Annotated in this window: 23 protein-coding genes and 2 pseudogenes; 6 read left to right on the top strand and 19 right to left on the bottom strand. The window is 69.2% G+C overall.

Translation table 11 applies throughout. From position 1 onward, the window contains the following. Nucleotide 1: 1 nt before the first annotated feature. From nuoE to mqnC, 9 genes and pseudogenes are all read right to left on the bottom strand, one after another. Nucleotides 2-709: pseudogene (nuoE, locus tag AB0M08_RS31905) on the bottom strand (NADH-quinone oxidoreductase subunit NuoE); the annotation flags it as partial. Further along, entirely contained in the window at nt 709-2,034 is a 1,326-nt protein-coding gene (locus AB0M08_RS31900) for an NADH-quinone oxidoreductase subunit D (protein WP_364501279.1), read from the bottom strand. The gene AB0M08_RS31900 and the pseudogene nuoE, both read right to left, overlap by 1 nt. Beyond that, nucleotides 2,031-2,726, bottom strand: coding sequence for an NADH-quinone oxidoreductase subunit C (locus AB0M08_RS31895; protein ID WP_364501276.1), 696 nt, complete (start codon nt 2,724-2,726; stop codon nt 2,031-2,033). Before AB0M08_RS31895 ends, AB0M08_RS31900 begins: the two co-directional genes overlap by 4 nt. Beyond that, nucleotides 2,723-3,394, bottom strand: coding sequence for an NADH-quinone oxidoreductase subunit B family protein (locus AB0M08_RS31890; protein WP_364501274.1), 672 nt, complete (start codon nt 3,392-3,394; stop codon nt 2,723-2,725). The genes AB0M08_RS31895 and AB0M08_RS31890 overlap by 4 nt, the downstream gene beginning before the upstream one ends. A gap of 7 nt (nt 3,395-3,401) precedes the next feature. Continuing rightward, complete coding sequence (locus tag AB0M08_RS31885; protein ID WP_364501271.1) at nt 3,402-3,767, bottom strand: NADH-quinone oxidoreductase subunit A; 366 nt, start codon at nt 3,765-3,767, stop codon at nt 3,402-3,404. An 84-nt stretch (nt 3,768-3,851) separates the two neighbouring features. Next, nucleotides 3,852-5,144, bottom strand: a complete 1,293-nt coding sequence (locus tag AB0M08_RS31880) for a geranylgeranyl reductase family protein (RefSeq protein WP_364501269.1) — start codon at nt 5,142-5,144, stop codon at nt 3,852-3,854. A gap of 118 nt (nt 5,145-5,262) precedes the next feature. Next, nucleotides 5,263-5,538: a hypothetical protein gene (locus AB0M08_RS31875; protein ID WP_364501266.1), complete on the bottom strand. Its 276-nt coding sequence runs from the start codon at nt 5,536-5,538 to the stop codon at nt 5,263-5,265. Between the two features lie 79 nt (nt 5,539-5,617). Further along, a complete protein-coding gene (locus AB0M08_RS31870; protein WP_364501263.1) occupies nt 5,618-6,319 on the bottom strand; it encodes a demethylmenaquinone methyltransferase in 702 nt (233 codons plus the stop codon). 292 nt (nt 6,320-6,611) lie between these two features. After that, complete coding sequence (gene mqnC / locus AB0M08_RS31865) at nt 6,612-7,853, bottom strand: cyclic dehypoxanthinyl futalosine synthase (RefSeq protein ID WP_364501260.1); 1,242 nt, start codon at nt 7,851-7,853, stop codon at nt 6,612-6,614. A gap of 107 nt (nt 7,854-7,960) precedes the next feature. Here mqnC and AB0M08_RS31860 point away from each other — a divergent pair, with 107 nt between their 5' ends. From AB0M08_RS31860 to AB0M08_RS31850, 3 genes are all read left to right on the top strand, one after another. Then, a complete protein-coding gene (locus AB0M08_RS31860) occupies nt 7,961-10,924 on the top strand; it encodes a DEAD/DEAH box helicase (RefSeq protein ID WP_364501257.1) in 2,964 nt (987 codons plus the stop codon). A gap of 1 nt (nt 10,925) precedes the next feature. Next, on the top strand, nt 10,926-11,759 hold the full coding sequence (locus AB0M08_RS31855; protein WP_364501254.1) for an SWIM zinc finger family protein: 834 nt from the start codon (nt 10,926-10,928) through the stop codon (nt 11,757-11,759). 202 nt (nt 11,760-11,961) lie between these two features. Beyond that, entirely contained in the window at nt 11,962-12,915 is a 954-nt protein-coding gene (locus AB0M08_RS31850) for an aldo/keto reductase (protein ID WP_364501251.1), read from the top strand. Nucleotides 12,916-12,961: 46 nt separating this feature from the next. Here AB0M08_RS31850 and AB0M08_RS31845 read toward each other — a convergent pair whose 3' ends face one another. The 5 genes and pseudogenes from AB0M08_RS31845 to AB0M08_RS31825 form a co-directional block, all read right to left on the bottom strand. Further along, nucleotides 12,962-14,455: a hypothetical protein gene (locus tag AB0M08_RS31845; RefSeq protein ID WP_364501248.1), complete on the bottom strand. Its 1,494-nt coding sequence runs from the start codon at nt 14,453-14,455 to the stop codon at nt 12,962-12,964. A gap of 114 nt (nt 14,456-14,569) precedes the next feature. After that, nucleotides 14,570-15,421: a menaquinone biosynthesis protein gene (locus AB0M08_RS31840; RefSeq protein ID WP_364501245.1), complete on the bottom strand. Its 852-nt coding sequence runs from the start codon at nt 15,419-15,421 to the stop codon at nt 14,570-14,572. After that, a complete protein-coding gene (locus AB0M08_RS31835; protein ID WP_364501243.1) occupies nt 15,418-16,677 on the bottom strand; it encodes an MFS transporter in 1,260 nt (419 codons plus the stop codon). The genes AB0M08_RS31840 and AB0M08_RS31835 overlap by 4 nt, the downstream gene beginning before the upstream one ends. A gap of 48 nt (nt 16,678-16,725) precedes the next feature. Beyond that, on the bottom strand, nt 16,726-17,307 hold the full coding sequence (locus tag AB0M08_RS31830; RefSeq protein ID WP_364501241.1) for a helix-turn-helix domain-containing protein: 582 nt from the start codon (nt 17,305-17,307) through the stop codon (nt 16,726-16,728). 290 nt (nt 17,308-17,597) lie between these two features. After that, nucleotides 17,598-17,711 (bottom strand): annotated as a pseudogene (locus AB0M08_RS31825) (helix-turn-helix transcriptional regulator); the annotation flags it as partial. A 177-nt stretch (nt 17,712-17,888) separates the two neighbouring features. Here AB0M08_RS31825 and AB0M08_RS31820 point away from each other — a divergent pair. Both AB0M08_RS31820 and AB0M08_RS31815 read left to right on the top strand, forming a co-directional pair. After that, complete coding sequence (locus AB0M08_RS31820) at nt 17,889-19,916, top strand: AAA family ATPase (RefSeq protein WP_364501239.1); 2,028 nt, start codon at nt 17,889-17,891, stop codon at nt 19,914-19,916. Between the two features lie 28 nt (nt 19,917-19,944). Further along, nucleotides 19,945-20,811 carry an LLM class flavin-dependent oxidoreductase gene (locus AB0M08_RS31815; RefSeq protein ID WP_364501236.1) on the top strand — a complete coding sequence of 289 codons (867 nt, stop codon included), beginning with the start codon at nt 19,945-19,947 and terminating at the stop codon, nt 20,809-20,811. A 77-nt stretch (nt 20,812-20,888) separates the two neighbouring features. Here AB0M08_RS31815 and AB0M08_RS31810 read toward each other — a convergent pair whose 3' ends face one another. Then, on the bottom strand, nt 20,889-21,311 hold the full coding sequence (locus AB0M08_RS31810; protein WP_364501233.1) for a GNAT family N-acetyltransferase: 423 nt from the start codon (nt 21,309-21,311) through the stop codon (nt 20,889-20,891). 239 nt (nt 21,312-21,550) lie between these two features. On the opposite strand from AB0M08_RS31810, the gene AB0M08_RS31805 reads away from it, so the two are divergent. Continuing rightward, nucleotides 21,551-22,285 carry a VOC family protein gene (locus AB0M08_RS31805; protein ID WP_364501230.1) on the top strand — a complete coding sequence of 245 codons (735 nt, stop codon included), beginning with the start codon at nt 21,551-21,553 and terminating at the stop codon, nt 22,283-22,285. Nucleotides 22,286-22,417: 132 nt separating this feature from the next. Here the strand turns inward: AB0M08_RS31805 and fliQ are convergent, their stop codons facing one another. From fliQ to mqnE, 4 genes are read right to left on the bottom strand one after another with little or no spacing between them, the layout of a single operon-like run. Beyond that, the gene (fliQ, locus tag AB0M08_RS31800) at nt 22,418-22,696 is read right to left on the bottom strand and encodes a flagellar biosynthesis protein FliQ (RefSeq protein ID WP_364501227.1); all 279 of its coding nucleotides are present in this window, start codon (nt 22,694-22,696) and stop codon (nt 22,418-22,420) included. 55 nt (nt 22,697-22,751) lie between these two features. Further along, nucleotides 22,752-23,129: a DUF4229 domain-containing protein gene (locus AB0M08_RS31795; RefSeq protein WP_364501224.1), complete on the bottom strand. Its 378-nt coding sequence runs from the start codon at nt 23,127-23,129 to the stop codon at nt 22,752-22,754. Between the two features lie 15 nt (nt 23,130-23,144). After that, entirely contained in the window at nt 23,145-23,576 is a 432-nt protein-coding gene (locus AB0M08_RS31790) for a hypothetical protein (RefSeq protein WP_364501222.1), read from the bottom strand. Nucleotides 23,577-23,595: 19 nt separating this feature from the next. Beyond that, nucleotides 23,596-24,765 carry an aminofutalosine synthase MqnE gene (mqnE, locus tag AB0M08_RS31785; protein WP_364501220.1) on the bottom strand — a complete coding sequence of 390 codons (1,170 nt, stop codon included), beginning with the start codon at nt 24,763-24,765 and terminating at the stop codon, nt 23,596-23,598. Between the last annotated feature and the right edge of the window lie 52 nt (nt 24,766-24,817).

The raw sequence follows: 24,817 nt of genomic DNA, 5'->3' as shown, positions 1-24,817 counted from the left end.
TGATCGGGGCGTCCAGGGTGAAACCGGCCACCGCGACGCCGTGCTGCTCCGCGAGCCGGACACCGCGCAGCGTGGGCGCGCCGGCCACACCGTCGCCGACCGCGCCGTCCCGGGGGTCGGCGAAACCGGCGAGCTGGTACTGCTGCTCGCGCAGCGAACAGATCCGGGCGCCCCGGCTGGGGGTGGGGCGCTCGCCGTTGCGCAGGCTGTCGACCAGCTCGACCGCGGACTCGGGGGTGGCCTGGTCGACGGTGAAGTCGTAGTTGACCGTCACCACCGGGGCGTAGTCGCAGGCCGCCAGGCACTCGGCGTGCTCCAGCGTGATCTTGCCGTCGGCGGTGGTCTCGTCGTGCCCGACGCCGAGATGCTCGACCAGGCCGTCGTAGACCTCCTGTCCGCCGAGCACGTTGCACAGGGTGTTGGTGCAGACGCTGACCAGGTACTCGCCGGTCGGACGGCGCTTGTACATGGTGTAGAAGGTGGCGACCGCGCCGACCTGGGCCTTGTTGATGCCGAGGACGTCGGCGCAGAAGGCGACCCCGGCCGGGCTGACGTGGCCCTCCTCGGTCTGTACCAGGTGCAGCAGCGGCAGCAGCGCCGAGCGCTCCCGGCCCGCGGGGTAGCGGGCCAGGATCTCCTGCGCGGGGGCCAGCAGCTTCTCCGCCAACGGAGCAGCTACCGAGGAGAACTCGACTGTCACATCAGTCATCAGCGATCACACCCACCCATCACCGGGTCCAGGGACGCGCCGCCGGCGATCACGTCGGCGAGCAGCGCGCCCTCCGCCATCGCCGGGATGGCCTGGAGGTTGACGAAGCTCGGCTCGCGGTAGTGCACCCGGTAGGGGTGGGTGCCACCGTCGGAAACCGCGTGTACGCCGAGTTCGCCACGCGGGTGCTCCACCGCGACGTAGACTTGACCAGGCGGAACCCGGAAGCCCTCGGTCACGAGCTTGAAGTGGTGGATCAGCGATTCCATCGACTGACCCATGATCTTGGCGACGTGCTCCAGGGAGTTGCCGAGACCGTCCACGCCGAGCGCGAGCTGCGACGGCCAGGCGATCTTCTTGTCGTCGATCCAGATCGGGCCGGGCTTGAGCCGGTCCAGCGCCTGCTCGACGATCTTGAGCGATTCGCGGATCTCGGCGACCCGGACCAGGTACCGGCCCCAGACGTCGCCGGTGGTGGCGGTCGGCACGTCGAACTCGTACGTCTCGTACCCGCAGTACGGCATGGTCTTGCGCAGGTCCCAGGGGAGGCCGGCGGAGCGCAGCACCGGGCCCGTGATACCCAGCGCGAGACAGCCGGTCACGTCGAGGACCGCGACGCCCTGCGTGCGCTGCTGCCAGATGACCTGGCCGGAGAGCATCGCCTCGTACTCCTTGAGCTTCTTCGGCAGGTAGGCGAGGAAGTCACGGATCTTCTTGACCGCCGTGTCCGGCAGGTCCTGGGCCAGGCCGCCGGGACGGATGTACCCGTTGTTCATCCGCAGGCCGGAGGTCTCCTCGAAGATGTCGAGGATGTACTCCCGCTCGCGGAAGCCGTACAGCATCATCGAGATCGCGCCGAGCTCCATGCCCGTGGTGGCGAGCCAGACCAGGTGCGAGGCGATCCGCTGCAGCTCCATGAACATGACCCGGATGGTGGCGGTCCGCTCGGTGATCTGATCGGTGATGCCGAGCAGCTTCTCCACCGCGAGGCAGTACGCCGTCTCGTTGGACATGTTCGCGAGGTAGTCCATCCGGGTCACGAACGTGACGCCCTGGGTCCAGTTGCGGTACTCCAGGTTCTTCTCGATCCCGGTGTGCAGGTACCCGACCACCGGGCGGGCCTCGGTGACCGTCTCGCCCTCGAGTTCCAGCACCAGCCGGAGCACCCCGTGCGTGGACGGGTGCTGCGGGCCCATGTTGACGACGATCTTCTCGTTGCTGAGCGGGTCGATGCTGGACGTGACGCTGTCCCAGTCGCCGCCGGTGACCGTGAAGACCCGGCCCTCGGTGGTCTCCCGCGTGCTGGCGTATTCGGAAGTAGTCACTGGTAGACCCTCCGCTGGTCGGGAGGCGGAATCTCGGCGCCCTTGTACTCGACGGGCACGCCGCCGAGCGGGTAGTCCTTCCGCTGGGGGTGGCCCTCCCAGTCGTCCGGCATCAGGATCCGGGTGAGGTTCGGATGCCCGGTGAAGACGACGCCGAACATGTCGTAGACCTCCCGCTCCTGCCAGTCGGCGGTCGGGTAGACGCTGGTCACCGAGGGGACCGGGACACCCTCGGCGACGGCCGCCTCCAGGCGCACCCTCCGGCGGTACGTCATCGAGGTCAGTTGGTACGCGACGTGGAAGCGGCGCTCGTCGGAACCCAGGTAGTCGACGCAGTCCACCGACGAGCAGAGCTCGAAGCGCAGCGACTCGTCGTCACGCATTACCTGACAGACATCCGTGATTCTCTCGGGCCTGATGTGAAGTGTGAGTTCCGCCCTATCCACGACCACCTTCTCGATGGCCTCGGAGAACGCCGGATAAGCTTCCTCCAACGCGTCATAGACGTCGTCGAAATACCCGCCGTATGGCCGTGGGCTGTCAAAAACAGCAGGCCGGGGGCGGACCAGACGACCGAAACCGGAGACGTCGCCGGTGCCCTTGACGCCGAACATCCCTTTGTCCGGGTTGGGCGGAGGCGGTGCTGTTTCGGGAGCAGAACCGTTACCCTCAGTTCCGGGTTGAATACTCATTTGGCGCCTTCCCGCAAATGCGGCTGGAGCTTCATCCAGTTCTCGATCCGCAATTGCTCTTCACGGCCTTCCTTGACGGCCTGCGTCCATTCCGCGCGGCGGGTTTTGTCCACGCGGTACGACGACGGCATGGCACCCGGGGCGACGATCGGCAGTTTCCCCTCGGCGCGACGCTGTTCGAGCATCTTGCGGCCGTTGGGACCGAGTGGCTGGGCCATGACCTTCTCGCGCATCTTGAGGATGGCGTCGATCAGCATCTCCGGCCGGGGCGGACACCCCGGTAGGTAGATGTCGACCGGAACGATGTGGTCCACACCCTGCACGATGGCGTAGTTGTTGAACATGCCGCCGGACGAGGCGCAGACGCCCATCGAGATCACCGAACGCGGTTCGGGCATCTGGTCGTAGATCTGGCGCACCACCGGGGCCATCTTCTGGCTCACCCGGCCCGCGACGATCATCAGGTCCGCTTGGCGGGGCGAGGCGCGGAACACCTCCATGCCCCAGCGACCGAGGTCGTAGTGCGGACCGCCGGCCGCCATCATCTCGATGGCACAGCAGGCGAGACCGAACGTGGCGCCCCAGAACGACGACTTGCGAGCCCAGTTCGACACCTTCTCCACCGAGGTGAGCAGGATCCCGCTGGGCAGCTTCTCTTCGATTCCCATGGTTATCTCAGTCCCAGTTGAGGCCGCCACGCCGCCACACGTACGCGTAGGCGATGAAGACGGTGACGATGAACAGGACCATTTCCACGAATCCGAACAGGCCCAGCGCCTCGAAGGACACAGCCCACGGGTACAGGAAGATGGTCTCGATGTCGAAGACGATGAAGAGCATCGCGGTCAGGTAGAACTTCACCGGAAACCGGCCGCCGCCGATCGGCTGCGGGGCCGGTTCGATGCCGCATTCGTACGCGTCGAGTTTGGCCCGGTTGAAGCGCTTGGGACCCACGATGGGCGCGACGGACACCGAGAACAACGCGAAGAGCGCGCCGAGGATCAGTAACCCGACGATCGGGACGTAAGGGTTGATCGTCATGTTGTCTCCCGTACGACTGTTAGCCGTTTCACACTAGTTTTACGCTTTTGTGGTCCTTTGTCCGGGGTGCCCGATCTCCGCCGCTCAGACGGCGGGCGCCACCTTGGTCAAGCCGTTGATGATGCGATCCATGGCGTCGCCACCCCGGGGGTCGGTGAGGTTGGCCAGGAGTTTGAGGACGAACTTCATCAGCGTCGGGTGCGGCATCCCGTGCTTCGTCGCGAGCTTCATGATCTGCGGGTTGCCGATCAGCTTCACGAAGATGCCGCCGAGCCGGTAGTAACCGCCGAACCGCACGCTCAGCTCGTCCGGGTACGCCCGCAGCGCCCGCTCGCGCTCCGGTCCCGCCGGACGGGCCAGCGCCTGCACCGCCACCTCGGCGGCCAGCTCGCCGGACTCCATCGCATACGCGATGCCCTCGCCGTTCATCGGGTTGACCATCCCACCGGAGTCGCCGACGAGCATTACCCCGCGGGTGTAATGCGGGACCCGGTTGAAGCCCATCGGCAGGGCCGCGCCGAGCGTCTGGCCGTCCGCGTTGGCCTCGTCCCGCAGGCCCCACTCCTCCGGGGTCGAGCCGAGCCAGTCGGTGAGCAGGTGGCGGTAGTTCGTCTTGCCGAACGCGCTGGACGAGTTGAGGATGCCGAGGCCCACGTTCACCCGGCCGTCACCCAGCCCGAAGATCCACCCGTAACCGGGGAGGAGACGGTTCGGGTCCTGGGCGCTGCGCAGCTCCAGCCAGGACTCCAGATAGTCGTCGTCGGCCCGGACCGCGGAGTGGTAATAGCGCCGGACGGCCACACCGAGCGGGCGGTCGTCGCGCTTGGCCAGCCCGAGGGCGAGCGGGAACTTGCCGGAGACGCCGTCGGCGGCGATCACCAGGGGCGCGCGGTACTGGACCGGCTCCTTGCCGGGACCGATCTTCGCCTCGACGCCGATCACGTAGCCGTCCGCGTCCGTGACCGGGCCGGTGACGTTCACGTCGGTGCGCAGCAGGGCGCCGGCCTCGACCGCCCGCCGGGCGAGCAGGTCGTCGAAGTCCATCCGGGTGCGGACCAGACCGTAGTTCGGGAAGCTGGCGAGCTCGGGCCAGTCGAGCTCCATCCGGACGCCGCCGCCGATCACCCGCAGGCCGCGGTTCTGGATCCAGCCGGCCTTCTCCGAGGTGTCCACACCCATCCGGACCAGCTGGCGGACGGCGCGCGGGGTCAGCCCGTCGCCGCAGACCTTCTCGCGCGGGAACTCGGTCTTCTCCAGGAGCAGCACGCGTACGCCGTGGCGGGCGAGGTGGTAGGCGGCCGCGCTGCCGCCGGGTCCCGCTCCGACCACGATCACGTCCGCCTCGTCGGCGACGGTGGAGCTCTGGTGGTCGTTCACGGTGCAGTCCTCCGATCGTGCAGCGCTCGTGAATTAGTTCACAAGCACTCCTCGATCGGAGTCTAGGCCGACTATCGACGATCTTTGCGTTCAGGTCGGCCTAATTGTTTCGGCGTGGCTAACGAATCGGGTCAGATCCATCCAAAACGCGATCGGCCATCCCACGAGCCGGGCCATCGAGATGATCTCTGATGGTGCCGCCCATCGCCCGGTCCAGGGCGACGATCAATTCCTCTACCAGGTCTTGTGCGAGCGACGGGTCCTGCGCCGCGACCATTCGCAGGCGGGCGGCGAGCTCGGTGGCCCGCCGCTCACCGGCGTCGCCGTCGTCGATCGCGAGGTCGATGTCGGCGTCTTCCAGCTGCCCTACCTCTGCGTGCCCGATTTGCGTCATAACCTGAGCTAACAGCAGATAAGGGACTACGTACGCGAAATGCCGGATTTATTACCGACGCGCGCGATCAGCGCGTCGGTCAGGAGGCCAGGCGGGTCGCCCGGTGCAGCGCCACCACACCACCGGTGAGGTTGCGCCAGCCGACCCTGTCCCAGACACCCGAGGCGAGGATCTTCGAGGAGAGTTCCTGCTGGTCAGGCCAGGCACGGATCGACTCGGCCAGATAGACGTAGGCATCCGGGTTGGTGGCCACGCCGCGGGCCACCGCGGGCAGCGAGCGCATCAGGTACTGCATGTAGACGGTCCGGAAGGCCGGATTCACCGGCGTGCTGAACTCGCAGACCACCAGACGGCCACCCGGACGGGTGACACGGCCGAACTCACGGAGCGCAGCCACGGTGTCGACGACGTTACGCAGAGCGAAGGAGATCGTCACCGCGTCGAAGGTGCCGTCCGCGAACGGCAGCCGCAGCGCGTCGCCGGCGAGCAGCGGCACGTCCGGGCGGACCCGGCGGCCGGCCTGGAGCATGCCCACCGAGAGGTCGGCGCCGACCGCGAACGCACCGGAGCGGCCCAGCTCGTCGGTGGAGACCCCGGTGCCCGCGCCGACGTCGAGAACCCGCTCACCGGGCCGCAGCCCGAGCGCGGTCCGAGTGGCCTTACGCCAGCCACGGTCCTGCCCGAAGGAGAGCACGGTGTTGGTGAGGTCGTAGCGCTTGGCCACGCCGTCGAACATCTCGGCGACCTCGTGCGGCTGCTTGTCCAGATCTGCGCGTGTCACGTGGCCACCCTAGATGCCCTGGAAAAACAGAACGAGCGGGATGGGCAACCATCCCGCTCGCGCCTTGTGCGTTATATATACGACCGCCATCGGTCGGGTCCGACCACCCGTCACCCGGCACGGACCGCGGCAGGCGACGCTTCAGAGTTACCAATCCCTTACGCAGGCAACGTAACCAGCGGGAACGCGCCGGTACAGGCAACAGGCGGGCTCGTTACGAAGGAGCAACCCGGCATCCCCGGTCCGACGATCTGAACCTGGCCGAACGGTCGACCGACACCCCCCAACGGGGTCAGGAAACGTCCACCAGGGGGAGTTGGGTGCGTCCCGCGCCGCCCCCGGGAAGGGCGATCGAGGAGAAGTGCGAGACCACGCGGTCGTCGGTCGGGTCGTCCGCGGCGGTGTGGTGCACGGCGAGCCTGTTGTACCAGGTGTCGCGCCAGGCCGGGATACGGTCGGCGGTACGGATCATCGAGATCAGCTCCTGGAGGTTCGACCGGTGCCGGGCGCCGGCCGAGGAGATCACGTTCTCCTCCAGCATGATCGAGCCGAGGTCGTCGACGCCCATGTGCAGCGAGAGCTGGCCGATGTCCTTGCCCGTGGTCAGCCAGGAGGCCTGCAGGTGGGCCACGTTGTCGAAGAAGAGCCGGGAGACCGCGATGAAACGCAGGTACTCCATCGTGGTGGCCTGGGTGCGGCCCTTGAGGTGGTTGTTCTCCGGCTGGTACGTCCACGGGATGAAGGCCCGGAACCCGCCGATCTCCCGCGACTGCTCCACCGCGTCGTCCCGGTAGCCGTTCGCCACGGCCAGGTCCTGCACCTCGCGGATCATCCGGATGTGCTCGATCCGCTCGAACGCGGTCTCGCCGGTGCCCATCATCATGGTCGCGGTCGAGGAGAGGCCGTTGCGGTGCGCCACCGCCATCACCTCGAGCCAGCGCTCGCCGCTCTCCTTGAGCGGGGCGATCGCCTTGCGCGGCCGCTCGGGCAGCATCTCGGCGCCGGCGCCGGCGATCGAGTCCAGGCCGGCCGTCTTGATCCGGAGGACCGCGTCCTCGATCGAGATCTTCGAGACCTTGGCCATGTGCAGGATCTCGCTCGGGCCGATCGAGTGGATCGCGAGCTGCGGGTACGCCTGCTTGACCGAGGAGAAGAGCTCCTCGTAGTACTCCACCCCGTAGTCCGGGTGGTGGCCGCCCTGCAGCATCACCTGGGTGGCGCCGAGCTCGACCGCCTCGCCACAGCGCCGGAGGATCTCCTCGGTCGGGTGCGACCAGCCCTCCTTGTGCTTGGGCGCACGGAAGAAGGCACAGAACTTGCACGCCGTGACGCAGACGTTGGTGTAGTTGATGTTCCGGTCGATCAGATACGTGACGATGCCGTCCGGATACCGTCGGCGCCGGACCGCGTCGGCCGCCTCGCCCAGCGCATGGAACGGGGCCTCCGTGTAGAGCAGGAGCGCCTCCTCGGGCGTGATCCGCCCGCCGTCGGCACCGCGCTGCAGGATGCTGTCGATCTCCGCGTTCACCGTCACAGTGGGAAGCGTACGTCCACCGGCCGATACACGTCAGCGGCGCGGGTCACGGCCCGGCGCCGGTCCCCTCGGTAGGCTCGACGGACTGCGTCAGGGGGTCGAAGAGGTTGCTCGTCATTCACGGCGGTTGGATGCCCGGCGCGGGCCGCCCAGGCCGTCTGCTGCTCTGGGCCGAGGACACCACGGCGCCACTCACCTCGTCCTCCCGGGCCAGGGTGCGTCCGCATCCGTTCGCGGTGCCGCCTCCTCTCGAGGTCGCCACGACCGGCTCCGTGCTCGTGCGGTTGCCCAGCACCGCGCGGGGGCCGCTCCCCTCCCCGGAGACCGGCGCCGAGGCGACCGGCCGCGGCCTGCGGCTCACCGGCTGGACCGTGCCGGTGATGTCCGTTCCGGCCCAGGAGGCGGTCGCCGTGCTCGGCGCGCTCGCCGATCCCGACCCGGACGGGCCGTGGGTGGCCGGCGCCTCGCTGCGCTACCTCTGCCTGCTCGCCGGGTGGGCCTGCGACCTGGCCCGGCGCGGCCGGATGCTGCCGCAGCTGGTGATCGAGGATCGCGTACCGACGGCCCGATGGCGCTCCGTGATCACCGGTGCCGACCTCGCCACCTACCGTGACTTCGCGGCCGGGATGCCCCCGGTGGTCCGTGCCCTGGACGACGGTCACCCGGCCGGACCGACCCTGCGGGACGCGCTGGAGGCCCTGGTCGACGGTGCGGCGCGGAGCATCCTGCCGGAGCGGATCCTCGGCGGGCACCGGGCCGGGTCCAAGGCGCCGCTGCCGGACAGGTGGATCGCGGCGCTGACCGATACCGATCCCACCCTGCCAGGCGCGGCCGTCGGTGAGCTGCGTGACCTGCGCGGTGCCCTGGACGACTGGATGCGGGCCGCGAACGAGGCGAACGCCCCGGTCCGGGTCAGCTTCCGGCTCTTCGAACCGGAGCCGGGGGAGGACGCGTGGTGGCTCGAGTTCGCCCTCCAGTCGGCCGAGGACTCCGGTCTCTATCTGCCCGCCGCGGCGCTCTGGGCGGGTGAGCGGTTACCCGGGCAGACCCGGCCGGACGAGACGCTGCTCGCCGGGCTCGGGCGGGCGGTCCGGCTCTTCCCGCTGCTCCATCTCTCCCTGCAGGAGCAGCAGCCGGCCGCGATGGCGCTGAGCACCGCCGAGGCGTACGACTTCCTCCAGCAGACGGCGCCGCTGCTGCAGGCCGCCGGGTTCGGGGTGCAACTGCCGTCCTGGGCCGGGCGCAAGGCGGTGGGGCTGAAGCTGACCACCCGCGCCAAGCCGAAGGACAGCTCCGCCAAGGCGATGGGCACCTCCGGGTTCGGCCTGGAACAGCTGGTCTCGTTCCGCCTCGACCTGGTGATCGGCGACGGCGTGGTGAGCGCCGAGGAGCTGGCCGAGCTGGCCCGGCTCAAGATCCCATTGGTCCGGGTACGCGGCCAGTGGGTGGAGCTCGACGACCGGCAGCTCAAGGCCGCGCTCAAGGCGGTCGGCGAACGGCGCGAGGGCGACATCACCGCGGGCGAGCTGCTGCAAGAGGTGGTCGACGGCGGGGACGAGGACCTGCCGCTGATCGAGGTGGACGCCGACGGGATGCTCGGTGACCTGCTCTCCGGCGGCGAGCGCCTCACCCCGATGGCGACGCCTGCGGGGTTCCAGGGTGCACTCCGGCCGTACCAGGAGAGGGGTTTGTCCTGGTTGAGTTTCCTCGGCAGACTCGGCCTCGGCGGAGTCCTCGCCGACGACATGGGCCTGGGAAAGACCGCGCAGACGCTCTCCCTGCTGCTCGCCGCGGGCGGCAGGACGCTGCTGATCTGCCCGATGTCGCTGGTCAGCAACTGGCATAAGGAAGCCGCCCGGTTCGCTCCCGGGCTGACGGTGTACGTCCACCATGGCGGCACCCGGCAGCGCGGGGACGACTTCGCGGCGACCGTGGACGGCGCCGACCTGGTGATCACCACCTACGGCACCGCGATGCGCGACCTCGAGACGCTGCGCTCACCGAGCTGGGACCGCGTGGTGATCGACGAGGCGCAGGCGATCAAGAACAGCGGCACCCGGCAGTCGCAGGCGGTCCGGGCCATCCCGGCGCGGACCCGGCTGGCGCTCAGCGGTACCCCGGTGGAGAACCACCTCGCCGAGCTCTGGTCGCTGATGGACTTCTGCAACCCGGGGCTGCTCGGCCCGATGAAGCGGTTCCGCCGCCGGTTCCAGGAGCCGATCGAGGTACGCCAGGATCCGGACGCGATCGCCGCCCTCAAGCGCGCGACCGGCCCGTTCGTGCTGCGCCGGCTGAAGACCGACAAGTCGATCATCTCGGACCTGCCGGAGAAGAACGAGATGAAGGTGTGGTGCACGCTCACCCCCGAGCAGGCCACCCTCTACCAGGCCGTGGTCGAGGACATGATGGCCGAGATCGAGAACAGCGAGGGCATCCAGCGACGGGGCAACGTGCTCGCCGCGATGATGAAGCTCAAGCAGGTCTGCAACCACCCGGCCCACCTGCTCAAGGACGGCTCCCGGCTGCCCGGCCGCTCCGGCAAGCTGGCCCGGCTGGAGGAGCTGGCCGAGGAGATCGTCGAAGACGGCGACCGGGCCCTGGTCTTCACGCAGTACTCCGAGTGGGGGTCGCTGCTGCAGCCGTACCTCGCGGCGCACCTGGACCGGCCGGTGCTCTGGCTGCACGGCGGGCTGAGCAAGGCCCGGCGGGACGAGATGGTCGAGCGCTTCCAGACCGCGGACGAGCCGATGATCTTCCTGCTCTCGCTCAAGGCGGCGGGCACCGGGCTCAACCTGACCGCCGCCAACCACGTGGTCCACTTCGACCGCTGGTGGAACCCGGCGGTCGAGAACCAGGCCACCGACCGGGCGTTCCGGATCGGGCAGTCCCGCAACGTGCAGGTCCGCAAGTTCATCTGCACCGGCACCCTGGAGGAGAAGATCGACGCGATGATCGAGCGGAAGGCGGCGCTGGCCTCCTCGGTCGTCGGCACCGGCGAGGAGTGGATCACCGATTTGAACACCGACCAGCTGCGCGAACTCTTCGCGCTCGACCCGGGCGCGGTGCGCTGAGATGCCGTTCGATCGGGACCGGACGTTCTACGAGGCGGCGCGGCCGATCACGGTGGACGGCGGGCTCGCCGTCCGCTCGAAACGCGGCAGCATCGGTGAGCAGTGGTGGTCGCGGCGCTTCGTGGACGTGCTGGAGGGGATCTGCGATCCGGGGCGGCTCACCCGCGGTCGCGCGTACGCCCGCAAGGGTCAGGTCATCGACTTCGCGCTGACGCCGGGGCAGGTGGTCGCCCGGGTGCAGGGTTCGCGGCCGGAGCCGTACCGGGTGACGGTTCGGATGGCCGCGTTCGACGACGCCGCGTGGGAGGAGATCATCGAGGCGCTCGGGTCACGGGCGCTCTACCGGGCCGCGCTGCTGGCCGGGGAGATGCCGCACGAGATCGTCGAGCTCTTCGCCGACCTGGGGCTGCCACTCTTCCCGTCCGAACTGGGCATCGACTGCTCCTGCCCGGACTGGGGAGTGCCCTGCAAGCACGGGTCGGCCGCGCTCTACGTGCTGGCCGAGGCGTTCGACGACGATCCGTTCCTGGTGCTGGCCTGGCGGGGGCGGGACCGGGACGTCCTGCTCGACGCGCTGCGCGGCACCGCCGAGTCGGAGGAGGCGTTCGATCCGCTGGCGGTGGACGAGGAGCCGCTGGACTCGCGGCTGGCCGACTTCTACTCCCCCGCGATCAGCCTGGGCCGGCTCCGGGAACGGCCGGCACGCGTCTCGGCCCCGCCCGAACTGCTGATCCGGGCACTCGATCCGCCGAAGGTGTCGGTGCGCCACATCCCGCTGATCGACCTGCTGCGGCCGGTGTACCGGGATCTCGGCACGCCCCCGGAGGAGGCCTGAACCAGGGCCGCGCCCATCGTGGACCGATCGTGGGCGAGTCCACGATGGACGCGGCGGTCTCCTCGCACGCTACCCGGGTTTTCCCGATTTCGCCGCCCGAGAGTGCACATAAGCATGCGAGGCGTCACAACCCGTGTCAATAGATGTTTACCAATGTAAGGGTCTCCGTGATGATCTACCCGAACCGGCATAGGGTCGCCGTATGAGTGACATGAGCTACCGCCGACTCGGCGACTCGGGCCTGGTCGTCTCCGTGGTCGGCATCGGCTGCAACAACTTCGGCCGCAAGCTCGACGCCGACGGCACCCGCGAGGTCGTCGACGCGGCCATCGACGCCGGGATCACGCTGTTCGACACCGCGGACATCTACGGCACCCCGCACGGCAGCTCGGAACAGCTGCTCGGCGCCGCGCTCAAGGGCCGGCGCGACGAGGTGGTGCTGGCCACCAAGTTCGGCATGGACATGGAGGGTGTGAACGGGCGGGACTTCGGCGCCCGCGGATCCCGGCGGTACATCGTCCGCGCGGTCGAGGCCTCGCTGCGGCGCCTGGAGACCGATCACATCGACCTCTACCAGATGCACCAGCCCGACCCGGCCACACCGATCGACGAGACCCTCGCCGCGCTGGACGACCTGGTCCGCTCCGGCAAGGTCCGCTATCTGGGCAACTCGAACTTCACCGGCTGGCAGATCGCGGACGCCGACTGGACCGCGCGGGCCTCGGACCGTACGCCGTTCATCAGCGCGCAGAACCGGTACAGCCTGCTGCACCGCGAGGTCGAGGCCGAGGTGGTCCCGGCGTGTGAGCGGTTCGGGCTCGGCCTGCTCCCGTTCTTCCCGCTCGACTCCGGCCTGCTCTCCGGCAAGTACCGGCGGGGCGAGAAGCCCGGCGCGGGCACCCGCCTCTCCCAGGAGCGGTACGCACCGTGGCTCGCCGACGCCGACTGGGACACCATCGAGGCGCTGACCGCCTTCGGCGCCGACCGCGGGCACAGCCTGCTCGACGTGGCGATCGCCGGCCTGGCCGCCCGGCCCGCCGTGACCAGCGTGATCGCCGGTGCGACCACGGCCGAGCAGGTCCAGGCGAACGCCGCGGCCGGCTCGTGGGAGCTGAGCATCGCCGACCTGGCCGCCCTCGACGAGATCCTCGGTTAACTCCTGCGACGAAAGCAGGGCCGGCCCTGCTTTCTACGAACCAGGCTTACCCGGCGATCGTGATGATCCGGCGGCGGCGAGCCATCCGGAAGGCCACGAAACCGGCCACCAGCAGCGCCGCGCCACCGGCGGCGATCATGCCGGCCGGAGCACCGGTGATCGGCAGGGTGGCCTCGTCCTCCGAGGCCTGCACGGTCAGCTCGGCCCTGTCGTTCGCGCTGTTGCCGTCCTGCACACCGCCGTCGACGGTGACGTAGCCGGCGTCGTGGTCGCCCTCGAGGATCTCGGCGCTGAAGGAGAAGACCTCCTTGCCCCCCTTGGCCATCGGGTCCAACACGATGCAGACGTAGTCACGGCCGCTGAGGCTGGTGTAGTCCTCGTAGTCGATGTCGTCGAGCGAGGTGCCCGGCAGGCACATGTCGTCGATCGCGGTCACCTTCAGGTCGGACGGGATCCGGACCTGCACCGTCTGCATCCAGGTCGTGCTCAGCGGGACCACCGCGGTCGGGCCGAGGTTGCGGGCGCCGACCTTGACCGAGGAGATGTCGCCGGCCTCGCCCTTGAAGACCGCACCGACCGCGGCGCTGTCCGCCGACGACTTCGGCACGCTCACGTAGAAGAGGCTGGTGTTGTCCTCGGGGTTGAGGTCGTCCTTCTCGTCCAGGTCGACGGTGAAGCCGGACTGCAGCGTCGTCAGCTCCAGGTCCGACCCGGTCGCCCCGGCGATCTGCTTGCGGAACTCCGTCGCCGACTTGGCGGTCAGGGCGATCGCCCCGACGATGCCGGCGTACTTGTACGGACCGGCCGCGGTCGCGCTCACGCCGAGCGTGACCGGTGTGTCCGAGGAGACGGCGTACTTGCCGCCGGGCGCCATGCCATCGTTGAGCAGGCAGAACACGTAGACGGCGCCGTAACCGTCCTCGGACTCGGACTCCGTCTGGCAGTTCCGGTACTTCGCCTTGATCGTCAGGGCGTCCTGCGCCGCGAAGACCAGGGCGATGTTGTCGACGTCCACGTTCCCGGTGTTCCGGAACTCGGCGTTGAGCTTCGTGAACCCGGTCCGGCTCAGCGAGATGTCCTTGAGGTCGCCGGTCTCCAGGTCGATGCCGCCCTTGGCGGAACGGACCACGCCGACCGAGGTCTCGTCACTCTCCTCGCCGTCCACGGTCGCGCTGACCGGGAACGAGGTCGACAGGTTGGTCGTCGAGGTGGTGTCGGGCTTCAGGGTGAAGGTCAGGTTCCGCCGCTCACCGGCCGACATGTCGCCCAGCTTGCAGACGCCGTCGGTGCAGCCCTCGGGCGCGACGAAGCCGAGGTCGGCGGCGATCGGCTTGGCCTTGGTGCCGAACGTGACGACCACGTTCTCGGCCGCGCTGCCGTAGTTGTAGACGTCGAACTTGACCGTCTTCGACTGGCCGTCGATGACGGTCACCGTCTCGGGGGTGGAGAGGAAGACCAGCGGGAACGAAATATCGGAAGTGTCCGCTTGCGCCGGCAGGGCCAGCCCGGTGACAGCCAGGCTGGCAGCGGCCGCGGGCACGGCAAGACGGCGAATCAGGGCACGCAAACGCATGGTCACCGACTTCGGATGACGGGCCGCGTCGAAGCGGCTGACAGAGAATCCGGCGAGCCTAAGGCCTCTGATCAGCAAAGATCAAACATCGGCAAAGAGCAGACCATCCACCGGCAACGGCGGCACTTCACCGCGATTCGCCGCACGCCGGGCGAATTCCCGTACGCCCCGCTGCTGCCGCTCGCCGAGCGAGAAGTCGAGGGCCCGGAAGTAGTTCGCCAGGGTCGCCGCGTCGAACGGCTCCCATCGCGCGGCCGCCTCGGCGACGGCGTCCAACTCGCCCAGGCACAGCTCCTTGGACCGCTGGAACGCCTCGTGCACGTCCTTGACCTGACCCGGGTTCGCCGCCGCGAAGTCCCGGCGCACCGCCCAGACCGCGAAGACCATCGGCAGCCCTGTCCACTCCTTCCACGCCTCGGCCAGGTCGATCACCTGAAGGCCGTTGCGGGGCGCCTCATACATCGCCCGGAGCGCGGGGTCGCCGATCAGCACACCGGCGTCCGCCTCCATCAGCATCTGCGACAGGTCCGGCGGGCACCGGAAGTACTCGGGCTCCGCGGCGTACCTCTCGGAGAGCAGCATCTGCGCGAGCAGCACACCCGTGCGCGAGGTGGAACCGAGCGCGACGGGCCGTTCGTCGAGCTCGGCCGGCGGCCGGGTGGAGATCAGGTTGACCGAGAGGACCGGCCCGTCGCTGCCGACCGCCAGGTCGGGCAGGAGCAGCAGCTGATCCGCGTGCTTGAGGTACTCGACCAGGGTGATCGGCCCGATGTCCAGATCCCCGGCGACGAGCGAGGCACTGAGCCGCTCCGGCGTGTCCTTGCGCAGATCGACGTCGAGCAGTGCACCCGAGCGCATCAGCCCCCAGTAGATCGGAAGACAGTTGAGAAACTGGATATGCCCGACCCGAGGCCGACTCACGCTGCCGCTCATGCAGCGACGGTATCCCTGATCTCACCCCGGTCGCTGTGCGGAGGGCGCCCGGGTGTCTCACGTCGCACCAGGGGGAGGCAGATCAGTGCAGCTAGCAGGCCTGCGGCGCCCGCGGCGGCGACCAGGGGGCGCGGGTCGAAACGGTCCAGCAGCGGGCCCGCGACCATGAAGCCGATCAGGCCCGCGCCCTGGACCGCCGCGCCGAAGGCGGAGAACGCGCGGCCGTGCGCGGACTCCGGGACACGGGTCGCGATCATCACGCTGGTGAGGACGTTGACGCCGCCGTTGCCGGCGCCGCCGATGATCCAGAGCGGGATCAGCCAGGCCGCGCCGCTGACCGTCGAGCCGGCCAGCACCGCCGCGCAGGAGAGGGCGAGCAGGGCGAGGAAGGTACGGATGGTCAGCCACCGCTGCGGCATCCGGCCGACGAGCGGGCCGGCCAGCAGCATCCCGACCGTCCACGCGGCGGCGACCAGGCCGTACAGGGTGGCGGAGGCGGCCAGCGTCTCGCGGACGAAGAAGACGTCGACGACGTTGATCGCGCCCACTCCGGCCACCACGGCGGCCGTCGCGACGGTCATCACCAGGATCTGCCGGTCGGCGCGCAGCCGGAAGACCACCGTCCGGTCCTTCTGAGCCGATTCGTCACCCCGTCTTCTCGTACGCACGAGAAGCCCCACGGCGACCAGCCCCAGGTAGGTGCAGGCGTCGATGAGCAGGGGCACCCGGGAGCCGGTCGTGCCGACCAGGAACCCGGCCAGCGCCGGGGCGATCAGCATGCCCAGCATCCCCGCGGTCTGGTTCAGCCCGCTCGCCCTGGCCAGCTCCGACCGGCTGACCATCCGCGGCAGCAGCGCGGCGATCGTCGGCTGGGTGACCGCGAGCCCGCAGGCGAGCAGCGCGACCATCCCGATGATCAGGACCGGGTCGCCGATGAAGGCGAGCGCCACGCAGACCAGGGCCTGGGCCAGCCCCACCCCGACCAGGATCTTCCGGCTGTCCGCGCGGTCCGCCAGGCGCCCGGCCACCGGGGCGAGCAACGCGAGCGGGAGGGCCGCCGCCAGCATCAGCCCGGAGACCGCGAACCCGCCGTGCCCGGACTGCTGCAGCACCAGCGCGAGCGTGGTCGCCGCGAGGAAGTCACCGCAGACGGAGAGAGCCCGCCCACCGGCGACCAGGTAGACGTCTGCCCAACGGCTGGACTCGTCGACGGCGCTCGTGGCGACAGCACGCGACGCGGGAGATCTGAAGGACATACTTCGAAAGTAATCCTTCACATCTTCCGTACGCAAGAAGGCTCTTCGCTACCCCATGGGGAAAGCCGCATATTGGATGACGACCCTGCGGGCTCCCGCCGGCTTCTCCTCGTGCCGATCCCGCACCCGGTACGGTTCCAGCAGCCCTCGCACCTTCTCGTTGATCTCGACCAACTCCTCGGCGGTAACCAGCAGCTGCTGCCCCATCAACGCGCTGGCCTCACGCCACTCGACCGGCTCGTCGTGCTGCCGCGCCGCCCACTCCCGGAGCCGCTCCTGATCTCGATTCATGTAGAGGTCGATCAAGGCTCGCTCCGCCGCCACCGCCTCGGGCTGGCTGGCGTCCCCGTCGATCCACAGGCTGCCACCGGTGCTGCGCCAGCGCCGCTCCCGCCCGTCCCCCTGCCCCGGCGCCTGCTCCACCAGCCCATACTTGGCCAGTTCACGCAGGTGATAGCTGGTCGCACTGGGCGAGAGTCCGACCATCCCGGCCACCTCGGTCGCGGTCACACTCGTCCCGCTGACGTTCAGATGCTCCACGATCTCGATCCGCGCCGGATGCGCCAGCGCCCGCAACGCCCGCGCCTCCGTAACCCGCACATTCGCCCGCCCGGTCTCCTGCTCACCCATGCCCCCATTCTCACCGGAGGCATGGGTGGGTAATCAGGCCGTCCGCAGTCGTTCCACCGGCTTTCCGATGACGTCAGAGATGATGTCGAAGTCCTTACCGGTCACCGGCCGGCCTCGGCACCAGCGCTGTCATCGTCACGATCGGCGATCGCCTCTTCGCATCGAACGAGGTCGGCCACGGTCACCCGAGGTTCGCCCTTCGGGTATGCCTGCGCCAGCACGTACCGCAACAGGTCGTTACGCGTGACACCGACCTTCAACTGCTCATCCCCGAAGTCGGCGATGAGCTTGAGCGTCCCGCCGAGCGCGGCGATGTACCGGGCAAGGACCTCCTGCGTCGAGACGTCGCCCGACTCGATCTGGGACACCCGCGCCACCGAGACTCCCATCCGCGAGGCGACCTGCGGGGATGATCGGAACCGCATAAATGAGTGGACAGAGGGCGATGGTGGCGTAGCGTGGAGGGCCGCTTGACGGCCGTGGTGAGCATGCACCGCAGCGGGCGTCCGTCGCGCCAGGGGTGGCCGAAACGCCCTGTGGATACGCGAGCGCAGCCACCGTGAGTCTGCCGAGGATGAACCGTGTCCGCCTCTGAACTTGATCTCGATACCGAACTCATCGCCGAACGGGAACACCTGACCGAGTCGCGGGCCGCGTTGCGGCGGATGCGAGATCGGGCCCAGTCGCTCTTCGCGACCGGGGACAAGGTGGCCGGGGACGCGTACACCGCCGAGCAGCTGGGGCGGCACATGGCCCGGCGGGTCAAGGAGCTCGCCGACGACCCGGACACGCCGCTCTTCTTCGGGCGGCTCGACATCGACGCGGCGTACTACGTCGGGCGGCGGCACGTCACCGACGACGCCGGGGAGCCGATGGTGCTGGACTGGCGGGCGCCGCTCTCCCGGTCGTTCTACCGGGCCAGCGTACGAGACCCCCAGGGCGTCGCGACCCGCCGCCGGTTCGGGTTCGTCAAGGGTGACCTGACCAGCTTCGAGGACGAGCACCTGGACCGGGGTGAGGAGCTCGGCACCAGCAGCCGGATCCTGACCGCCGAGATCGAGCGGCCGCGCGTCGGGCCGATGCGGGACATCGTCGCCACCATCCAGCCGGAGCAGGACGAGCTGGTCCGGGCCGAGCTGGCCGACTCGATCTGTGTGCAGGGCGCGCCCGGCACCGGTAAGACCGCGGTCGGGCTGCATCGGGCGGCGTACCTGCTCTACCTGCACCGGGAACGGCTGCGGAAGTCCGGCGTGCTCATCGTCGGGCCGAACACCGCGTTCCTCTCCTACATCTCCGCGGTCCTGCCCACCCTGGGCGAGGTCGAGGTGAGACAGTCCACCCTGGACGGCCTCGTCGGCCGGGTGCCGGTCAAGGCGGTCGACTCGGCCGAGGCCGCTGCGGTCAAACATGACGTACGGATGGCCGAGGTGCTTCATCGCGCTCTCTGGGAACGTCTGCGCAAGCCGACCGAGCCGATCATGGTGTCCGACGGGTCGTACCGGTGGCGGATCGACACCGAGCCGCTACGCCGGATCGTCGACGAGGCACGGCGCGAGGAGCTGCCGTACGCGGTCGGGCGGGAGCGGGTCCGCGCCCGGGTGGTCGGGCTGCTGCAGCGCCAGTCGGAGTACCGGACCGGCAACTCGCCGAGCGAGACGTGGCTGCGCAAGATGAGCAAGATCGCGCCGGTGACCGGGTTCCTGGAGGAGGCGTGGCCGGCCTGCACACCGGAATCGCTGGTCGCGGAGCTGCTGACCGACCCGTCGATCGCCGGTGACCTGCTCACCGAGGCGGAGCAGGACGCGATCCGCTGGGTCAAGCCGCCCAAGACGGTGAAGTCGGCGAAGTTCACCACGGCCGACCTGGTGCTCGTCGACGAGGCCGCCGGTCTCCTGGAGCGGGAGAACAGTTTCGGTCACGTGGTGATCGACGAGGCGCAGGACCTGTCGCCGATGCAGGCCCGGACGATCGCCCGGCGCAGCGAGCACGGGTCGATCACCCTGCTCGGCGACCTCGCCCAGGGCACGGCGCCCTGGGCGACCACCGATTGGCGGGACATCCTGGCGCACCTCGGGAAGCCCGACGCGTCAGTGGTGCCGTTGACCGTGGGATTCCGCGTACCGGAAAAGGTGGTGGAACTTGCCAATCGTCTGTTGCCGGCGCTCGGTGTGAACGTGCCGGAGGCGGTCTCGCTGCGGAGCGACGGCGAGCTGTCGGTGATCGAGGTGACCGAGCCCGCCGATCTGGACGCGCGCACGCTGGCCGAGGTGACGGCGGCGCTGGGGCACGAGGGCTCGGTCGCGGTGATCGCGGCGGACGCGGCGGTGGAACGGCTGCGCGGTCATCTCACGGCCGCGGGGATCGAGCACGCGACCCCGGACGATCTCGATGCCGAGGCGCGGGTCATGGTGGTGCCCGCCACGATCGTCAAGGGCTTGGAGTACGACCATGTCATCGTGCACGAGCCCGCCGATATCGTCGCCGCCGAGCCACGCGGGCTCAATCGTCTCTATGTCGTCCTCACCCGCGCCGTGACCAGGCTCTCCGTCCTGCACGCACGGCCGCTCCCCGGGCCGCTGCGATCAGGAGCGGCGCAATTGCCCGGGTGATCGGCGCCGCCCGGCCTACGATCCGTTGATGCCTCGTATCGGTGTGATGTTCGATCGTGACCGTGCCCCCGAAGAGCTGCCGGGCTTCGCCGCCGCCGTGGAGGCCGCCGGTGTCGACGATCTCTGGGTGGTGGAGGACCTCGGCTGGGCCGGCTCGATCAGTGCGGCCGCGATCGCGCTGGCCTCGACCTCCCGGATCCGGGTCGGGATCGGCATCGCGCCCGCGCCGCTGCGGAATCCGGCCCTGCTCGCGATGGAGCTGGCCGTGCTGGCCCGGACGTACCCCGGCCGGCTGGTCGGCGGAATCGGTCACGGCGTACCCGAGTGGATGCGCCAGGTCGGCGCGGAGCCCGTCGCCAAGCTGGCGATGCTGGAGGAGACCGTCATCGCGGTTCGCGGGCTGCTGCGCGGTGAGACGGTCACCGTCGACGGCCGGGAGGTGCACCTCGACGGGGTCGGCCTGGTCCACAAGCCGGGGGTGGTCCCGCCGATCGTCACCGGCGTGGTGAAGCCCCGGTCACTGGAGCTCTCCGGGCGGGCCGCCGACGGCACGATCATCGCCGAGGGGCACGGGCCGGTTCAGATCGCGGACGCGCTCACCCACATCCGCCGCGGCGGGGCGGGGCCGGAGCACGAGCTGATCCTCTTCGCGTTCCTGCACGCGGACGACGACGCGGCGCGGACGGCGGCGCTCACCGACGAGACCCTGACCGTGCAGGCGGCGTGGATGGGCGTACCGAAGGAGGAGCTGTTCTCGCTGGTGGGCCCGGTCGAGGAGATCCCCGGCAAGGTCAAGTCGGTGGTCGACGCGGGGGCCGGCACGATCGTCCTGCGGGTGATGGACCCGGACCCGATCGCGCAGGTCCGGGCCGCGCTCACCGCTCTGGGCCGGTAACCCACACCTTTATCCACAGGCTCGACCGGGTTATCCACAGCTTTTCCCCTCAGGCTGTGGATAACCCGGTGGATAGCTCAGATCGGCTTAACCCAGCGGGACCACTCCGGCTGGGCGTGATAGCCGTGCCGGGCCCAGATGGCCTGGCCACGACCGTTGGCGTCGAGCACCATGGCGTCCGCCCGGGTGCCACCCAGGATGCGGAAACGCTCCTCGGCGGCGGCGATCAGGCGGCCGCCGATCCCCTCGCGGCGGCGAGCCGGGGCGACCGCGAGCCGGTACAGGTGGCAGCGCCAGCCGTCCCAGCCCGCGATGATCGTCCCGACGATCTCGGTGTCGTCCACAGCCAGGATCAGTGCCTCCGGGTCGCGCCGGTAGAACGCCTCGACCACGGCGATCGTGTCCACCGGGCGGCTGTCGTTCTCGGCCGCGTCGTGCCAGAAGTCCAGTACGGCCTTGAGCTCGAACGGCTCGGCCACGCGCAAGATCAGATCTCCCACGGGCGCAACCCTAGGAGAGACGGTCCACCCTCGTGTGGGAATTCCCAGCGTCGACCCCGCCACCCGGACTTCCCACACGAGCGCGGGGTGCACCGAGATCGGCGTAGGCGATCTGAGGGCGTACGGGAAACGGAATTTGATCTTGGGGTTGGTGATGGTTCGGCTAGAAGCTTGACAGTTTCGGGTTGGGGCCTGAGCCCGGATGTCATCATGCGGCCATGACCGTTCCATCTCCTGGCGTGCCCAATTGGGTGGATCTGGCCACTTCCGACATAGATGCGGCTATCCGCTTCTACACCGGTTTGTTCGGCTGGACCGCCCAGATCTCCGGCGATGACTTCGGCGGATACACGACGTTCCTGCTCAACGGACTGCCGGTGGCGGGCGCGGGACCCCTCTTCGGCGAGGGGCAGGCGACCTCGTGGAGCACCTATGTCGCGACCGAGGACGCCGACGTGGTGGCCGCCAGAGTCGAGGCCGCCGGCGGGAAAGTGCTGGTCGCGCCCTTCGACGTGGCGGATCAGGGACGGATGGCGGCATTCCTCGACCCGTCGGGCGCACCGTTCAGCGCCTGGGAGGCCGGGATGATGCGCGGGGCCGAGGTGTTCGACGTGCCGGGCGCGCTGATCTGGAACGAACTCAACACCCGGGATCCGGACGGCTCGGTGTCGTTCTACGGAGCGGTCTTCGGATGGTCGTTCCGGCCGGGACAGGTGGGCGGGCTGCCCTACGTGTACTGCGACCTGAACCGGCAACCGGTGGCCGGGGTGCAACCCATGGTCGGGGAGGGATGGCCCGCGGATCAGCCCCCGTACTGGCTGGTCTACTTCGCGGTCGGCGACTGCGACGTGGCGGCGGAGCACGCGGTCACGCTGGGCGCGCGGATCGTCAGCCCGCCGACCTCGATCACGTTCGGGCGGTACGCGGTGCTGACCGATCCGCAGGGCGGGATGTTCGCGATCCTGGCCCGGTGATGGTGTCTCCGGCCTCGGTCGCGTCTCCGGGCTCGGTCGTGTCTCCGGGCTCGGTCGTGTCTCCGGCTCCGGCTCCGGCACCGGCACCGGCTTCGGCTTCGGCTTCGGCTTCGGCTTCGGCTTCGGCTTCGGTCAGCGGAGCAGGTCGGGGACCTTTTCGAAGAGCTGGATGGTGTACGTCATCATCTGGTGCAGCATCCAGTTGCCGATGAAGAGGAGCGCGACGCCGATCGCGATGGCCTTGGGGACGAACGCGAGGGTCGGCTCCTGGATCTGGGTCACCGACTGGAAGAGCGAGACCGTGAAGCCGACCACGAGGGCCGTCAGCAGGATCGGGGCCGCGAGCTTCGCCGCGATGGTCATGGCTTGGAACCCGAGCTCAACCACCATGGTGTCCGTCATGTCTGTCATTTCGGACACCTGAGGAAAAGGTGGAGTGCAAGCTGGTTGCAGGCCGGTTGCGGGCCTACTTCTGGGCGCTGCTGTCCACCTCTTTGTCCGCTTCTTCGTCTCCTTCGCCCTTTTCCGGCGGCACGGCGGCGTCCTTTTCGAGCGACGCGGCGTCAGCGGCTGCCACCCGGTCGCCGGCAGCGGCGGCCTCGTCGTCGCCGGCCAGGGCCGAGCGGAGACGCTCCTTCTCGGCCTGGCGGCGGGAGGCGGCCGAGCCGAGTTGATCGGCCATCTGGTCGCGCCAGCCACGCAGCATGATCAGCGAGAGGATCGCCGAGATCGCGAAGGCCACCATCGCGGCGACCAGCGGGTTCAGCGGGAAGGGCAGCAGCGCGCCGAAGGCCAGGACGAAGAGCCCGAGCCGGCCGAGCGTGTACTTGAGGGCGGGATTCATGATCACTTATCTCTCTCAGCCGTTCCGGTCGCTGAGCCACCGGAGGCCGTAGAACCAGACGAGGGAGTACACGACGGTAGCGGTGGCCGCGCCGGCGGCTCCACTCACCAGGCTGGGCGTCACCGAGGCGGCGAGACCCGCCACGGTCATCCCGAAGGCCGCGCCGAAGCCGGCAGCCAGCACCACCACCATGATCCGAGGGGCGCCGAAGGCCTCGGCCCGGAACTCCTCGATGAAGAGCCAGACCGGCAGGATCACCGCGAACCAGCCGTTCGACTCGCCGAACGCGCCGACGCCGGTCAACGCCATGATCGCCTCGAAGACCAGCAGCACCACGCCGCTGACGACCAGGCCGGCGAGCGCCGCGCCGAGCAGGTCACCGACGGTCGCCAGCCGGCCTCCGGCATCCCGCCGCAGGCCACGTGCCTTCCTCTGCTCCTGGGTCATCCGGCCACCCTAGGTCGGCTCAGGCCCAGACCCGCTGCGGCTCGCTGCGCCGTGCGGCCAGCGTGGGCGGCTTGTCATACTCCCGGACCACGTCGTAGCGCGTGTTCCGCTCGACCGGCTGGAAACCAGCGTCCCAGATCAGGTCGAGCAGGTCGTCCCGGTGCATGGTGTGGGGCGTTCCGTACGAGTCGGCGTCGTGAGTGATCTTGTATTCCACCACGGAGCCGTCCAGGTCGTCGGCGCCGAAGTTCAGCGAGAGCTGGGCGACCGAGAGCCCGTGCATGACCCAGAAGCACTTCACGTGCGGCACGTTGTCGAAGAGCAGCCGGGAGACCGCGAACGTCTTGAGCGACTCGGCGGGCGCGGCCATCGTGGTGCGCTCCTGGATCCGGTTGCGGACCTTGCCGTCCTGCGCGTCGACGAAGTCGTGCTGGTAGCGCAGCGGGATGAAGACCGCGAAGCCACCGGTCTCGTCCTGCAGCTCACGCAGGCGCAGCACGTGGTCGACGCGGTGCCGGGGCTCCTCGATGTGCCCGTACAGCATGGTGGCCGGCGTACGCATGCCCTTCTCGTGGGCGAGCCGGTGGATCCGGGACCAGTCCTCCCAGTGGCAGGCGTGGTCCACGATGTGCTGCCGGATCTCCCAGTCGAAGATCTCGGCACCGCCACCGGTCAGCGACTCCAGACCGGCGTCCATCAACTCGTCGAGGATCTCGCTCGCCGAGAGGCCGCTGATCTTCTCGAACCACTGGACCTCGGTGGCGGTGAAGCACTTGAGCTTGACGTTCGGCAGGGCGGCCTTCAGCTCGCGCAGCACCTTGGGGTAATACCGCCAGGGCAGCGTGGGGTGCAGCCCGTTGACGATGTGCAGCTCGGTGAGCTGCTCGTCCTCCATCTCCTTGGCCTTGCGGACGGCCTCGTCGATGCGCATCGTGTACGCGTCCTTCTCCCCCGGCTTGCGCTGAAAGGAGCAGTACGCACAACTGGCGGAGCAGACGTTGGTCAGGTTGAGGTGCCGGTTGACGTTGAACATCACCCGGTCGCCGTTCAGCTCGGTACGCCTGTGGTGCGCCAGCCGGCCCAGCCAGGCGAGATCGTCACTCTCGTAGAGGGCGACACCGTCCTCGCGCGTGAGCCGCTCTCCGGCGTAGACCTTCGCCTCGAGCTCGCGCTTAAGCCCGGCATCCATGTGTCGTCCCTCTCTCGCCGTTCGCCATCGACCTCGCCGTCGAGAGTACGTC

The sequence above is a fragment of the Actinoplanes sp. NPDC051851 genome, from assembly GCF_040681165.1.
Taxonomy (GTDB): Bacteria; Actinomycetota; Actinomycetes; order Mycobacteriales; family Micromonosporaceae; genus Actinoplanes.
Note: the sequence above shows the minus strand (reverse complement) of the source record. Positions and strands in the feature narration are given on the sequence as shown.